The 14,454-nt window shown below is 72.5% G+C and carries 11 protein-coding genes and 1 riboswitch; of the genes, 9 read left to right on the plus strand and 2 right to left on the minus strand.

Going from position 1 to position 14,454, the window contains the following annotated elements; genetic code table 11:
* The first annotated feature begins 3 nt into the window (after positions 1-3).
* On the plus strand, positions 4-2,877 hold the full coding sequence (locus tag ABD256_RS28405; RefSeq protein WP_425546534.1) for an FAD-binding and (Fe-S)-binding domain-containing protein: 2,874 nt from the start codon (positions 4-6) through the stop codon (positions 2,875-2,877).
* Here ABD256_RS28405 and ABD256_RS28410 read toward each other — a convergent pair.
* Together ABD256_RS28410 and ABD256_RS28415 are read right to left on the minus strand one after the other, a co-directional pair.
* Positions 2,864-3,664, minus strand: a complete 801-nt coding sequence (locus ABD256_RS28410) for an IclR family transcriptional regulator (RefSeq protein WP_344425511.1) — start codon at positions 3,662-3,664, stop codon at positions 2,864-2,866. The genes ABD256_RS28405 and ABD256_RS28410 overlap by 14 nt on opposite strands.
* A 46-nt stretch (positions 3,665-3,710) precedes the next feature.
* Positions 3,711-4,466 (minus strand): class I SAM-dependent methyltransferase, encoded by a 756-nt coding sequence (locus ABD256_RS28415; RefSeq protein ID WP_344425514.1) that lies wholly within the window; start codon positions 4,464-4,466, stop codon positions 3,711-3,713.
* 125 nt (positions 4,467-4,591) lie between these two features.
* A riboswitch (cobalamin riboswitch) is annotated at positions 4,592-4,663 on the plus strand.
* A 102-nt stretch (positions 4,664-4,765) separates the two neighbouring features.
* On the opposite strand from ABD256_RS28415, the gene ABD256_RS28420 reads away from it, so the two are divergent.
* From ABD256_RS28420 to katG, 8 genes are all read left to right on the plus strand, one after another.
* Entirely contained in the window at positions 4,766-6,289 is a 1,524-nt protein-coding gene (locus ABD256_RS28420; protein ID WP_344425517.1) for an ABC transporter substrate-binding protein, read from the plus strand.
* A 1-nt stretch (position 6,290) separates the two neighbouring features.
* Positions 6,291-7,241 carry an ABC transporter permease gene (locus tag ABD256_RS28425; protein ID WP_344425520.1) on the plus strand — a complete coding sequence of 317 codons (951 nt, stop codon included), beginning with the start codon at positions 6,291-6,293 and terminating at the stop codon, positions 7,239-7,241.
* Positions 7,235-8,014, plus strand: coding sequence for an ABC transporter permease (locus ABD256_RS28430; protein WP_344425523.1), 780 nt, complete (start codon positions 7,235-7,237; stop codon positions 8,012-8,014). The genes ABD256_RS28425 and ABD256_RS28430 overlap by 7 nt, the downstream gene beginning before the upstream one ends.
* Positions 8,011-9,453, plus strand: a complete 1,443-nt coding sequence (locus ABD256_RS28435) for an ABC transporter ATP-binding protein (protein WP_344425526.1) — start codon at positions 8,011-8,013, stop codon at positions 9,451-9,453. Before ABD256_RS28430 ends, ABD256_RS28435 begins: the two co-directional genes overlap by 4 nt.
* 72 nt (positions 9,454-9,525) lie before the next feature.
* Positions 9,526-10,869 (plus strand): PepSY-associated TM helix domain-containing protein, encoded by a 1,344-nt coding sequence (locus tag ABD256_RS28440; RefSeq protein WP_344425529.1) that lies wholly within the window; start codon positions 9,526-9,528, stop codon positions 10,867-10,869.
* Positions 10,866-11,483 carry a DUF5134 domain-containing protein gene (locus tag ABD256_RS28445; protein ID WP_344425532.1) on the plus strand — a complete coding sequence of 206 codons (618 nt, stop codon included), beginning with the start codon at positions 10,866-10,868 and terminating at the stop codon, positions 11,481-11,483. The genes ABD256_RS28440 and ABD256_RS28445 overlap by 4 nt, the downstream gene beginning before the upstream one ends.
* Before the next feature lie 80 nt (positions 11,484-11,563).
* Positions 11,564-11,995 carry a Fur family transcriptional regulator gene (locus ABD256_RS28450; RefSeq protein ID WP_344425535.1) on the plus strand — a complete coding sequence of 144 codons (432 nt, stop codon included), beginning with the start codon at positions 11,564-11,566 and terminating at the stop codon, positions 11,993-11,995.
* 29 nt (positions 11,996-12,024) lie between these two features.
* Entirely contained in the window at positions 12,025-14,268 is a 2,244-nt protein-coding gene (gene katG / locus ABD256_RS28455; protein ID WP_425546535.1) for a catalase/peroxidase HPI, read from the plus strand.
* The last annotated feature ends 186 nt before the right edge of the window (positions 14,269-14,454 follow it).

Consider the following 14,454-nt stretch of genomic DNA (forward strand, 5'->3'; position numbering starts at 1 on the left):
GAATTGGGCACCACAGCCAGCGAAACCCACGAACTCGAGCGCGCGTTGACCGCCGCGATCGGCGGACGCGTCGACTTCAGCACGGCCACCCGCGCGATGTTCTCCACCGACGCGTCCAACTACCGGCACGTGCCGCTCGCGGTCGTCACCCCGCGTACCGAGGAGGACGTGCTGGCCGCGCTGGCGGTGTGCGCGGAACGCGGCGTCCCGGTGCTGCCGCGCGGGGCGGGCACGAGCATCGGCGGGCAGGCCGCGAACGTGGCGGTGGTACTCGACTTCACCAAGCACCTCAACGAAGTGCTGGAGATCGACGGGGAACGCGGGCTGGCAAGGGTGCGGCCGGGGATCGTGCTCGACGCGTTGCGGGAGCGGACATCCGGCCACGGGCTCACCTTCGGCCCCGACCCGTCGACGCACAGCCGGTGCACGCTCGGCGGGATGATCGGCAACAACGCGTGCGGGTCGCATTCGGTGGCCTGGGGCAAGACGGTGGACAACGTCCGCTCGATGCGGATCGCGCTGCACGACGGGACCGTGCTCGACGTCGGCAGGACCACACCGGAGGAACTGGCCCGGTTGAAGGCGCGCGGTGACCGGATCGGCGCGCTGTACCGGGATCTCGGCGCGCTCGTCGACCGGGAAGCGGACGAGATCCGGCGCTCTTTTCCCGCGCTGCCAAGGCGGGTCTCCGGGTACAACCTCGACGCGCTGCTGCCGGAGAACGGGTTCGACGTCGCGCGGGCGCTGGTCGGTTCGGAGGGCACCTGCGCGACGATCCTCGACGCGACCGTCGAACTTTCCCGCGCGCCTGCCGTCCGCGCGCTCGCGGTGCTCGGGTTTCCGGACAACGTGACGGCCGCCGATGCCGTGCCCGCGCTCCTCGGCCTGCCGGTCCTGACGATGGAGGGCATCGACGGCAGGCTCGTCGACGCGCTGCGCGCCCGCAGGCCCGGTTCCGCCACCGGCACCGATCTGCCCGAGGGCGGGGCCTGGCTGTACCTCGAAACCGGCGGCGACTCGCCCGCGGAAGCGGCGGAGCGCGCGCGGCTCGTTGCCGCTGCCGGGGCGAAGGCGGGTGCGAGCACCGCGGTCGTGACGGAACCGGCGCGGCAGCGCGCGTTGTGGCGGATCCGCGAAGAAGGCGCCGGGCTCGCGACCCGTCTCGCCGATGGATCCGAGGCGTGGTCGGGCTGGGAGGACGCGGCGGTGCCGCCCGAGCGGCTCGGCGAGTACCTGCGGGCGTTCGAAAAACTGATGGGCGCGCACGGCAGGCAGGGCATGGTGTACGGCCACTTCGGCGACGGCTGCCTGCACGTGCGGATCGATTTCCCGTTCACCGCACCGGATGCGCGCCGCCGGTACCGGGATTTCCTGACCGAGGCGGCGGATCTGGTCGTCGCCTACGGCGGGTCGCTGTCCGGTGAGCACGGTGACGGCCAGGCGCGGGCCGAACTGCTCCCGAAGATGTTCCCGCCGCGGATCATGAGCGCGTTCGGCGCGTTCAAGGCCGCCTTCGACCCGGCGGGCCTGATGAACCCGAACCGGATCGTCGATCCCGCGCCGATGGACGCCGATCTGCGCGTGCTCGTCGCACCGCCGGTGCTGCCGACGCGGGCGAAACTCGCCTTGCACGCCGACGACGGAGATCTCGCGGCCGCGTCGCGCCGGTGCGTCGGTGTCGGGAAGTGCGTGACAGCCTCGGGCGGGATGATGTGCCCGAGCTACCGGGCCACCGGCGAGGAGCGGAACTCGACGCGTGGCCGGGCGAGGCTGCTGTTCGAGATGCTCGCGGGCGACGTCGTCAAGGACGGGTGGCGAGCGCCCGAGGTCAAGGAGGCGCTCGACCTGTGCCTCGGCTGCAAGGCGTGCAAGACCGACTGCCCGGTCGGCGTGGACATGGCCAGCTACAAGGTCGAATTCCTCAGCAGGCACTACGAAAACCGCCCGCGCCCGATGTCGCACTACGGGATGGGCGCGCTGCCGCGGTGGCTGCGCTGGGGCGCCCGCATGCCCCGGCTGGTCAACGCCGTCACCCGATCCCGGCTCGCGCCGCTGCTGAAACGGGTCGGTGGCGTGGCGGCGGAGCGCTCTGTCCCCGCGCTGGCGCCGAGCACGTTGCGCCGGTGGTGGGGGCGCCGGACCACCGGCCGTCCCGGCGGCGAGCCGGTGGTGCTGTGGCCGGACACCTTCACGAACCACTTCGACCCGGGCGCGGGCAAGGACGCGGTGGCGGTGCTCGAAGCGCTCGGGTACGAGGTGCACCTGCCGGAGCGCCCGGTCTGCTGTGGACTGACGTGGTACAGCACGGGTCAGCTCGCGCCGGCGCGGCGTCAGCTGAAGAACACTCTCGACGTGCTGGAACCGTGGCTCGACCGCGGGATCCCGGTGATCGGGCTGGAACCGAGCTGCACCGCGATGCTGCGGCGGGACGCGGCCGAACTGCTGCCGGACGACCCGCGGGTCGCGAAACTGGCCGCGCTCACCCGCACCTTCGCCGAACTCGTCGACGGCGCGGCGGAACTCGCCGATCTGGCACGGCCGGAACCGGTGCTCAGCCAGGTGCACTGCCACCAGCACGCCGATCTCGGCTACGACGCCGATCGCGCGGTGCTGGGCAAGGTGTCCACCGAGGTCGACGTCCTCGACGGCGGGTGCTGCGGGCTGGCGGGCAACTTCGGCTTCGAACGCGGCCATTACGACGTGTCGGTCGCCTGCGCCGAACACGAGCTGCTGCCCGCCGTGCGCGCGGCGGCGCCCGGCACCGCGATCCACGCCGACGGGTTCAGCTGCCGGACGCAGATCAGGCAGCTCACCGGCGTCGAGCCGGTGCACCTGGCCACCCTGGTGGCGCGGGCGCTCGGCGTCAGCGGGACATGAACCGGTCGATCGGCACGAACTGGGCGATCTCCTTCGCCGCGGTGATCACGAGCCCGCCCAGTTCGCGAACCCGCGCGGGCGGCATCCGGACGGTCGGCACCTGGAGCACCAGCGCCGCCTGCGCCCGCTGGTCCGAATCGAGCACCGGGGCGCCGACGCAGCGCACGCCCGCGACGTTCTCCTCCTCATCGAGGCTGTACCCGCGGCGCCGCACCTGGGCGAGCTGGTCGGCGAGCTGCTTCGGCGTGGACAGGGTGCGCTCGGTCAGCGGCGGCAGCTCGTCGGGAAGGGACGCCACGTAGTGCTCGGCATCCGGTGAGTACGCGAGGATCGCCTTGCCGGATGCCGTGGCGTACAACGGGAAGCGCGCGCCGGTGTGCTGTTCGAAGCGCAGCGGCAGGGTGGACTGCACCCGCAGCATGACGACGGACTCGGTGCCGTCCCGGACGGTCAGGTTCACCGATTCCTCGGTTTCGGCGCCGAGCTGTTCCAGCACCGGCAGCGCGCGGTCGAGGCCGAACCCGCGCTGCGCGGCCTGCCCGAGCAGGATCGTGCCGGTGCCGAGGTAGAAGCTGTCCGTGCGCGGGTTGTGGGTGACCAGCCCACCCGCCTGCAGCGCGCGCACCACGCGGTTCGCGGTACCCGAGGACAGGCCGAGCGAGGCGGCGATGCGGGCGGCGGGGAGTTCGCCGTCGGCGTCGGCGAGCAGCTTGAGCACGCTCAGCGCCCGGCCGATCGCCTGCGTGCCGGGCGGGGCCTGATTGTCCTCGACGCTGCCCCCTGTCACCCGTGGTCACCTCTCGTCGCCGAACGTCCACACGGGAGCCTACCGGTCACCGCAGTGCGGCGAGCACGTAGTCGTCGCCGTACTGCCAGACCATGCCGGCCTCGCGGAAACCGGCCTCCAGCAGCATCTTCAGGTGGGCCTGCGGGCTGAGCCGGTTGCCGTAGCCGGTCGAGGTGCCGCGGAGTTCGGCGTCGCTGAAGGCCGCGCGGAGCCCGGGGTCCCCGGCGGCGGCCGCCCACCAGCTCTTCCAGTCCTCGTTTCCGTCCACCCCGGCGCGGGTGGCCCTGCGCTCCTTGACCGAGGCGGTCAGCGCGCGGATCCCCGGCTGCTCGTCGTAGAAGTGGTCGCCGTTGACCAGGACGCCGCCGGGACGCAGCACCTCGGCCAGCTCCCGGTAGACGCGGGCGAGCCGGTCCGGCGGGAGCCAGTGCAGCGCGGTCGTGGAGACCGCGGCGTCGACTTCGCGGCCGCGGGCCGCCGGTGCGTGCCAGCCGTCCTCGCCGAGGTCGAGCTGGACGTAGTCGATCTTGGCCTGCTCGGGACGGGCGGCCCGCGCGAGTGCGAGCAGGAACGGATCGTTGTCGACGCCGACGATCCGTGCGTGCGGCAGCCGCGCGCTCAGCCTGGTCGCCGTCGACCCCGGCCCGCAGCCGAGGTCGAGCACGAGCGGTTCGGCGGTGTCCGCGGTGACGTGGCCGACGACGTCGAACAGGACGCGGAAGCGCTCCTCCCGGTCGGCGATGTAGCGCTCCTGCTGGGTGTCCCACCGAGCCACCCACCGTGCCGCCAGGTCCTGGTCCACGCGTCCTCTCGCCGGTGTCGATCTTCGTCCTGTCTAGCACACGGCGCGGGCGCGAAGCCGCCGATGGGTTACCGTGTGCCGCGGCCGGGATCACCTGGCCGGACAACCGAAGAAGGCGCTCGACGGGGGAAGCCGGTGCAAGCCCGGCGCTGACCCGCAACCGTGAACGGCCGTGGTGGCCGTGAGCCGGAATGCCCGCCGGGAGCCCGATCACCCCAACTGTCGTGGAGCGCGGAGCGGGGTCCCGTTTCCGCGTCCAGCGGTGCGCCGGGACAGTGCTCGATGTCCCGGAGGTTCGCATGGCGCGTACAGGATTCACCCGCAGACGGCTGCTCGCGGGCGCGCTCGGCGCCGCGGCGCTCGCACCCCTTGCCGCGTGCGGCGGTGCCGGATCCGGTGCCCCGAACCGGTTGCGCGTCGCGTTCGCGGCGGGCGGGTCGAAGGAGACCCTCGACCCGGCACTGGTCTCGTTGTTCGTGGACCAGGCTCGGTCCAAGGCCCTGTTCGACACGCTCGTCGCCTATGCCGCCGACACCTCGTTGCGCCCCCGGCTGGCCGAGTCCTGGGAAAGCGACGCCACGGGCTCGCGCTGGCGGATCCGGTTGCGGCAGGCATCCTTCCACGACGGCAGGCAGGTCACCGCCGACGACGTCCTGTACAGCCTGCGCCGCGTCGCGGATCCGGCACTCGCGTCGTCGTCGCGGCAGTACTTCGCGAAGGTGGATTTCGGGGCCAGCAAAGCGGTTTCGCCCACCGAGCTGGTGCTGGTGCTGACCGCGCCGGACTTCGAGTTCCCGGCAGGCCTGGGCGCTCCCGGCACCGAGATCGTGCCCGCGGGGACCACTTCGTTCACCGCGCCCGTCGGCTCCGGCCCGTTCCGGTTCGTCTCGTTCACCCCCGGCGGCCCCGCGCTGTTCCGGAAGTGGGACTCGTACTGGGAGGGCGCGCCGGAGCTGGCGGAACTGGAGTTCGTGCCCGTCGACAACGAGACGGCACGGGTGAACGCGCTGCTGTCCGGGCAGGTCGACTACGCGCACGACCTGGCGGCCGGCACCGCGGCGAGGCTGGCAAGCGAAAGCGAGGTCTGGCTGCTGGAGGCCGGGCTCACCACCATGCAGGGGATGGCACTGCGCCTGTCGCAGCCTCCGTTCACCGATCCGCGGCTGGTCTCGGCCGTGCTGTCCGGAGTGGACAGAGAAGCGCTGAACAAGGTCGCCCTCGCCGGCCGGGGCGAGCTCGGCAACGACCTGTTCGGCAAGGGGTTGCGCGGGTACGCCGCGGACATCCCGCAGCGGGCGCGGGACGTCGACCGGGCACGGGCGCTGGTGCGCGAAGCAGGCGCCGAAGGGCTGGCGTTCGCCGTGGAGACCAGCGACGTCGACCCGTGCTTCGCGACCGCGGCGACGCTGATCTCCCAGCAGCTCAAGGAAATCGGGCTCACCGCGACGCCGAACACCCGCGCCGCGAGCACGTACTTCACCGAGACCAGGACGAAGGGCGTGGCCGCGCTCACGCGCACCGCGACGCTGCCGGTCGCGACGTTCCTGAACCAGCGCTTCCGCACCGGCGGGTCCAACAACGTCACCGGGTTCGCCTCCGCCGAGTTCGACGCGCTGATGGACCGCGCGGCCGCGACCGGGGACGAGACCGCGCGGCTGGGGCTGCTCGGCCAGGCGCAGCGGATCGTGCACGACCGGGGCGGCCTGCTCGCCTGGGGGTTCAGCACCTGGACGATCGCGGCGTCGAAGCGGGTGTCCGGGCTGGTCACCGCCCCGCCGAACACCTTCGACTGGGCACGGTTCGACCGCGTGCGGCTGTCCTGACGTGCGCGGCTACCCGGTTCGCCGCCTCGGGTTCGCGGTGGTGCAGGCGGCGGTCGTGCTGGTCGCGTCGTTCGGGTTGACGGCGCTGCTGCCCGGCGACGCGGCCTCGGTGGTGCTGAACGACCAGGCCACTCCCGAGCAGATCGCGATAGCCCGGCACCAGCTCGGTCTGGACCAGCCCTTGCCGGACCGCTTCGGGCACTGGCTGGCCGGTCTGTGCTCCGGAGATCTCGGGCGGTCATTGGTCACCGGGGCACCGGTCGCGGACGAACTGGGCAGGCGACTGGCCGCGACCGCGCTGCTGGCCGGGCTCACGGTGGTGCTCCTGGTGCCGTTGGCACTGCTCACCGGTCTCGTCAGCGGGCTGCGGGAAGGATCTCGCGCCGACCGCGTGCTGACGGCGGTCACGGTGGTCCTGCACGCGGTGCCGGAGTTCGTGCTGGGCCTGGTGCTGCTCGCGTTGTTCGCCGTCCACACGGGACTGCTGCCCGCGACCGCCGCCGGGATGCGCGGTCCCGATCTCCTCAGCAGGCCCGAAGTGCTGGTACTGCCCGTCACCGTGCTGGTGGCGCGGCAGCTGTGCGACCTGGCGCGGCAGGTCCGGATCGGCGTCGCCGAGCAGACCGGCGGCGAGGTGGCGGAGCACCTGCGGCTGCTCGGCCTGCGGGAGCGGACGGTGGTGCTGCGGCACGTGCTGCCCGGCGCCGTGGCACCCGCGGTCCAGCAGCTCGCGCGCGCGGTGGAGGGCCTGCTGACCGGCGCGGTGATCGTCGAGTCGCTGTTCGCCGTGACCGGCCTCGGCACCGGGTTCGTCGAAGCGGTGCAGAACCGCGACATCCCGCAGGTGCAGGGGTACGTGCTGGTGTTCGCGGGGGTGGTCGTGCTCGGGAACCTGGCCGCCGACCTGGTCGCGCACCGGCTGACCCCGGGACGGGAGCGGGTCGCGTGGTGACCCTCGGTTGGGTACTTCTCGTCGTCCCGCTCCTCATCGCGGTCGGTGGGCCGCTCGTCGCGGGGGAGACCGGGTCGGTCGCGGCGCCGCTGCTGCCGCCGGGACCGGGGCACCCGCTGGGCACCGACGTGCTCGGCAGGGACGGGCTCGCGGTGATCCTGTCGGGCGGGTTCCCCGTACTCGGGCTGACCGTGGCCGCGCTGGTGCTGGCATACCTGGCGGGAGTGCCGCTGGGCCTGTTCGCCGCGGCGCGGCGCGGGCTCGCGGACGAAGCCGTCATGCGCACACTCGACCTGGTGCTGGCGTTCCCGTCGCTGCTGGTGCTCATGGTGCTCGCGGCGACCGGTCACCGCGGCCCGCTCGTGCTGGTGCTCGCGGTCGCCGTCGTCCAGCTGCCCGCGGTGACGCGCCTGGTGCGGGCCGCCGCGCTGGCGCCGGGGTGCCGGGTCGCGGTGGAGGCGCTGTACCTGCAAGGGCAAACCTGGTGGCGCGTCCAGCTCGGATACGTGGCGCGGCACATCGCGGGGCCGGTGGTGACGGACGCGGGCACCCGGCTGGGACTGGTGCTGTACCTGCTCGCCTCCGCGAACTTCCTGGGGCTGGGCCTGCCCTCGGACGCCACCGACTGGGCCGTGGTCATCGAGCGCAACACCGGGGCCCTGTACTCCCAGCCGTCGATCGTGCTGGTGCCCGCCGGGCTGCTGATGGCGTTGTGCGCCGGGACGAACCTCGTCGCCGACCAGGTGCTGGCACGACGCCGGGTGCGGTCGTGACCGCGCTCGAGCTGACGGACGTGTCCGCCCGCGCGGGTGCGGCGGTGCTGCTCGACGGGATCACGCTGAGCCTTCGCCCTGGCCGGGTGGTCGCCGTGATCGGTGGCTCCGGCGCGGGCAAGACCACGCTCGGGCTGGCCGCGCTCGGGCAGTCCCGGCCCGGCGTCCGGCTGAGCGGGTCGGTGCGGCTCGGCGGCGCGGAACTGCTCGGATCGTCCACATCGGAACGCAGGCTGGCGAGGGCCGGTGTCGTCGGGCACCTGCCGCAGCAGCCGGCCGCCGTGCTGGACCCGGTGCGCCGTTGCGGATCCGTGCTCGCCGAGCTGGCCGCGCTGCGTGTCCGGGGCCGGGCCGCCCGCGTGGCCGCGGGGCATGCCGCGCTGGCGTCCGCCGGGCTCGATCCCGTGCTCTGGCGGCGGTTCCCGCACCAGCTCTCCGGTGGCCAGCAGCAGCGGATGGCGCTGGCGACCACGCTGGTGACGCGGCCGCGCCTGCTGGTGCTGGACGAGCCCACGACCGGTCTCCACGACGAGGCCCGAGCCGCGCTGGCCGAACGGCTCCGCGTGCTGGCGGGTGCAGGCGTCGCGCTTTTGGTGCTGACGCACGACTTCGCGCTCGTTCGCGCGGTGGCCGACGAAGTCGCGGTACTCCACGAAGGACGGTTGGTGGAGGCGGGGGAGACGCACGCCGTGCTCACCGGACCGGCGCATCCGGTGACGCGCGCACTCGCCGGCGTCCCGCGGGTTTCCACCACGAACACCCGGCCGCCGGACCCGATGGTGGTCGTGCGCGGGCTCACCGTGCGCGCCGGGCGCGCGACCCTGATCGAAGGCGTCGACCTCGACCTTCCGGTTGGGAGCAGGACCGCGCTCTTGGGCGCGTCCGGTGCGGGGAAGACCACGCTGGCCCGCGCGCTGGCCGGGCTCGCGGTGCCGTCCTCGGGGACCGTCGAGCTGGACGGGGTCGCCCTGCCGCCGCGCGTCCGGCGTCGTTCGACCGCGCAGTTGCGCGCGATCCAGTACGTCCACCAGGACACCCTGGCCTCGTTCGACGAGTTCCGCCCCGTGCTGGCGCAGATCGCGGAGACGGCGCGACGGCTGCGCGGGCTTGGCGAAGCCGCGGCGCGGGCGGAAGCACTGGAGGTCGTGCGCGCACTCGGTGTCGAGGCCGTCGCCGGGCGCAGGCCGGATTCGTTGTCGGGTGGGCAACTTCAGCGGTGCGCGCTCGCGCGTGCGCTGCTCGCGCGGCCCCGGCTGCTGGTCTGCGACGAGGTGACTTCGGCACTCGACCCGGTGACCACCGCCGGGGTTCTCGGGCTGGTGGCCGAATCGGCGGCGGAGCAGGGGACCGCGCTGCTGATGATCGGGCACGACCGAGCCGCGCTGGATGCCGTGACCGATCGGACGGTGGTGCTCGACGACGGCCGCCGCGTGCGGTGACCGCCGACACCCCGGGAACCTTCCGCGAGCACGAACCGACTCTTAGGAGGACTGGGCACGCGGAGGAGCACGATGTCGATCAGCGAGCGGGAAGAATCCGTCACGGAGAGAATGCCGGGCTGGGCCGCGGTACGGCCGTTGCTGCTGCGCCTGCACTTCTACGCGGGGGTGTTCGTCGGGCCGTTCCTGATCATCGCGGCGCTCACCGGGATCGCGTACGTCTACACCCCGCAGCTCGAACAGGCGATCTACGATCACGAACTGCACGTGCCGGCGGCGGCCGGGTCGCTGTCGCTGGACCGGCAGGCCGAGCTGGCGCGGGCGGTGGTTCCCGACGGCACCGTGACCGGCATGCGCCCGGCGCCGACCGCGACCGACACCACGCAGGTCATCTTCGACCGGCCCGGTCTCGAACCGAGCTACCACCACACGGTGTTCGTCGACCCGCACACCGGCGACATCCGCGGCTCGCTCGAAACCTACGGCTCCGGCCAGGCGCTGCCGGTCCGCGGCTGGATCGACACCCTGCACCGCAGCCTGCACCTCGGTGACTTCGGCCGTCTCTACAGCGAACTGGCCGCGAGCTGGCTCTGGGTGGTCGTGCTGGCCGGGTTGGCGCTGTGGCTTGGCAAGCGGCGGCGCGAGCGCAAGGCGCGGGACCTGCTGCTCCCGGCGGGCGGCCCGGCGGGGCGCGGGCGCCTGCGGTCGTGGCACGGCGCGGCCGGGCTGTGGGCCGCCGCCGGCCTGCTCTTCCTGTCCGCGACCGGGCTGACCTGGTCGCTGCACGCGGGTTCGACGATCAGCGCTCTCCGGTCCGGTTTGGACTGGACGACGCCGTCGGTGTCGGCGACCGCGCCCCCGGCAGGCGGTGCCGACGTGGGGGTGCAGGCGGTGCGGGACGCCACCGCGCGGGCCGGGCTGTCGGACCCGGTCGAGATCCGCCTGTCTGCCAAGGCGGGGAAAGCCTATGTGGTGCAACAGATCCAGCGCGGCTGGCCGACGAAGCAGGACTCGATGGCGGTCGACCCCGCCACCGGGCGGGTCACCGACACGCTGCGCTTCGCCGACTACCCGCTCGCCGCGAAGCTCAGCCGCTGGGGCATCGACGCGCACATGGGCCTGCTGTTCGGGCTGGCGAACCAGCTCGCGCTCATCGTGCTCGCCGCCGTCCTGATCTGCCTGGTGCTGTGGGGATACCGGATGTGGTGGCTCCGCCGCCCGACGAGGGGAGGGGCCCGGTTCGGCAGGCCGCCGTCACGCGGAGCGTGGCGCCGGGTGCCGGGCCGGGTACTGGCCCCCGTGCTCGTCGCCGCGGCCGCGATCGCCTATTTCCTGCCGGTGCTCGGCGCGTCCCTGCTCGCCTTCCTCGTCCTGGACGTCGTGCTGGGCCTGCGCGGGCGCGAGGTGGCGCGGTGATCGCCGAGATCGGGCTCCGCTGGATCCTCACCGCGGTGTTCGCCGCGACGGGCGTGTTCTGCGCCTATCGCTGTGTGCGGCACGGCACCGCGGCCACGCGGGTTTCCGACGCGCTGCACGTGCTGATGTGCGCGGGCATGGTCGCCATGGCCTGGCCCGCCGCGATGACGTTCGCGCGGATCCCCCAGACCGTCCTGTTCGCGGCCGCGGCGGCGTGGTTCGCGGGCGCGCTGGTCCTCCGCGGGGGTGCGCACAGAGACCACGGCAGCACCTCGCACGCGCACCACGCGCTGATGATGGCGGGCATGGCGTGGATGGTCTTCATGATGCCGTCGGCGATGTCGGGCATGGTGATGTCCGCACCCGAGCACGGCGGGGAGCACGCCGGGATGGCGATGGGCGACGGGATGACGATGAGCGGGAGCGCCCCGCCGCACGTCGCGATCGTCGCCGGGGTCCTCGCGCTGCTGTTCCTGGTGGCCGGCACCGGCCGGCTCGCCCGCGCGATCGACTTCGGCCGCGCCGACCACCGGCCGAACCTGCGCACCGCGGGGCTCGCGGTGGAGAGCGCGATGAGCCTTGGCATGGCCGTCATGGCCGTCGCGATGATCTGACCGGAGTGCCCGCGCCCCGCAACGAGTCCACCCGGCGTGTGAACTTGATTCATTCCAGAAAGTGGGCAACACTGCGGGGCGTGTCGTCGACTGTGGACTTCGAGAGCATGCTGCGCGGGGCAGCGCTGCGTGTGACGCGTCCGCGTGTGGCGGTGCTTTCCGCGGTGCACGAGCACTCGCACGCCGATACGGACTCGATCATCGGCGTCGTGCGCGGTGCCCTCGGCGAGGTTTCCCACCAGGCCGTCTACGACGTGCTGCGCGCGCTGACCGCGGCCGGGCTGCTGCGGCGCATCCAGCCGCCCGGTTCGGTCGCGCGCTACGAGGCGCGGGTGGGGGACAACCACCACCACGTGGTGTGCCGGTCGTGCGGCGCGATCGCGGACGTCGACTGCGCCGTCGGCCCGGCACCCTGCTTGACTGCCTCCGATGATCACGGCTTCACCATCGACGAGGCCGAGGTCATCTTCTGGGGCCTGTGCCCCGGCTGCACCACCACGCTCAAATCCTGAGCATCCGTTCCGATCCCGAAAGGACTTCCGTGTCTGACAGCCCTGACGCCGTTGTTGGCGAGATGAACGAGGAGAGCGCGGGCGGCTGCCCGGTCTCGGCCGGGCGTTTCAAGCACCCCACCGAGGGCGGGGCGAACAACGAGTGGTGGCCGAACCAGCTCAACCTGAAGATCCTCCGCAAGCACCCCGCGGTGGCGAACCCGATGGCCGAGGACTTCGACTACGGCAAGGAGTTCCTGTCGGTCGACCTCGACGAGCTGACCCGGGACGTCGACGCGGTCATGACCGACTCGCAGGACTGGTGGCCTGCCGACTTCGGCCACTACGGCCCGCTGTTCATCCGGATGGCCTGGCACAGCGCGGGTACCTACCGCATCGATGACGGCCGTGGCGGAGCCGGTGCCGGCATGCAGCGCTTCGCGCCGCTGAACAGCTGGCCGGACAACGCGAGCCTGGACAAGGCGCGCCGCCTGCTCTGGCCGGTGAAGAAGAAGTACGGCCGCAAGATCTCGTGGGCCGACCTCCTGATCTTCACCGGTAACCGCGCGCTGGAGACGATGGGCCTCAAGACCTTCGGCTTCGCCGGCGGCCGTGCCGACGTGTGGGAGCCCGACGAGGACGTCTACTGGGGTCCCGAGCGCACCTGGCTCGGCGACGAGCGCTACACCGGCGACCGCGAGCTGGAGAACCCCCTCGCCGCCGTCCAGATGGGCCTCATCTACGTCAACCCCGAGGGCCCCAACGGAAACCCGGACCCGCTCGCCGCGGCACGGGACATCCGCGAGACCTTCGGCCGCATGGCGATGAACGACGAGGAGACCGTCGCGCTCATCGCGGGCGGGCACACCTTCGGCAAGACCCACGGCGCCGGTGACGCCGACGAGAACGTCGGCCCGGAGCCCGAGGCCGCCCCGCTCGAAGAGCAGGGCCTCGGCTGGAAGAACAGCTTCGGCAGCGGCAAGGGCCGCGACGCGATCACCAGCGGTCTCGAGGTCACCTGGACCTCGACGCCGACCCGGTGGAGCAACGCCTTCTTCGACAACCTGTTCGGCTACGAGTGGGAGCTGACGAAGAGCCCGGCAGGCGCCAACCAGTGGCAGCCGAAGGACGGCGCCGGTGCCAACACCGTGCCCGACCCCGAGGACGGCTCGCTGTCGCGTCCGCCGACGATGCTGACGACGGACCTCGCGCTGCGGTTCGACCCGATCTACGAGCCGATTTCGCGGCGCTACCACGAAAACCCGGCGGAGTTCGCGGACGCGTTCGCGCGCGCGTGGTTCAAGCTGACGCACCGCGACATGGGCCCGATCCAGCGCTACCTCGGCCCGCTGGTGCCGCGGGAGACGCTGATCTGGCAGGACCCGGTGCCCGCCGTTGACCACGAGCTGGTCGACGACGCGGACATCGCCGCGCTCAAGGGCAAGCTCCTCGACTCGGGGCTTTCGGTGTCCCAGCTCGTCTCCACCGCGTGGGCGTCGGCTTCGACGTTCCGCGGCAGTGACAAGCGCGGTGGCGCGAACGGCGCGCGCATCCGCCTGGAGCCGCAGCGTGGCTGGGAGGTCAACGAGCCCGACACGCTGGCGCAGGTGCTGCGCACGCTGGAGGGGGTCCAGGAGTCCTTCAACAGCGCCCAGACCGGGGGCAAGAGGGTCTCGCTCGCCGACCTCATCGTGCTCGGCGGGGTCGCCGCCGTGGAGAAGGCGGCCAAGGACGCCGGCTTCGACGTCGCGGTCCCGTTCGCCGCGGGCCGCACGGACGCCTCGCAGGAGCAGACCGACGCGGACTCGTTCGCGCCGCTCGAGCCCGCCGCCGACGGGTTCCGGAACTACCGGGGCAAGGGCAACCGGCTGCCGTCCGAGTACCTCCTCGTGGACCGCGCGAACCTGCTGAACCTGAGCGCGCCCGAAATGACCGTCCTGATCGGCGGCCTGCGGGTGCTCGGCGCGAACTTCGGCCAGTCCGCGCAGGGTGTTCTCACGTCGACGCCGGGGTCGCTGACCAACGACTTCTTCGTGAACCTGCTCGACATGGGCACGCGGTGGAAGGCGACTTCCGAGGACAGCGCCACCGCGGAGTCGTTCGAGGGCCTCGACCGCGCCACCGGCGAGGTCAAGTGGACCGGGAGCCGGGTCGACCTGCTCTTCGGCTCGAACTCCGAACTGCGCGCGCTCGCCGAGGTCTACGCGAGCGACGACGCGCGGGAGAAGTTCGTGCACGACTTCGTCTCCGCGTGGGACAAGGTCATGAACCTCGACCGGTACGACCTGGCCTGAGGTCGAGCGCGGCTCCCGGGATTTCGTCTCCCGGGAGCCGCGTCCTTTTCGGACACTCGCACTCGCGGCGCAGGGCGGTGCTGATGCGCTGAGGTGCCCTTCGGGGAATTGCCAGGGCTCGCACCGAGCAGCCGCCGGAAAGTCGAGAGACCCGGGAGCGCCGCGAAGGAGATGCTCCCGATGAGA

The sequence above is a fragment of the Amycolatopsis minnesotensis genome (assembly GCF_039529815.1).
Lineage (GTDB): Bacteria > Actinomycetota > Actinomycetes > Mycobacteriales > Pseudonocardiaceae > Amycolatopsis > Amycolatopsis minnesotensis.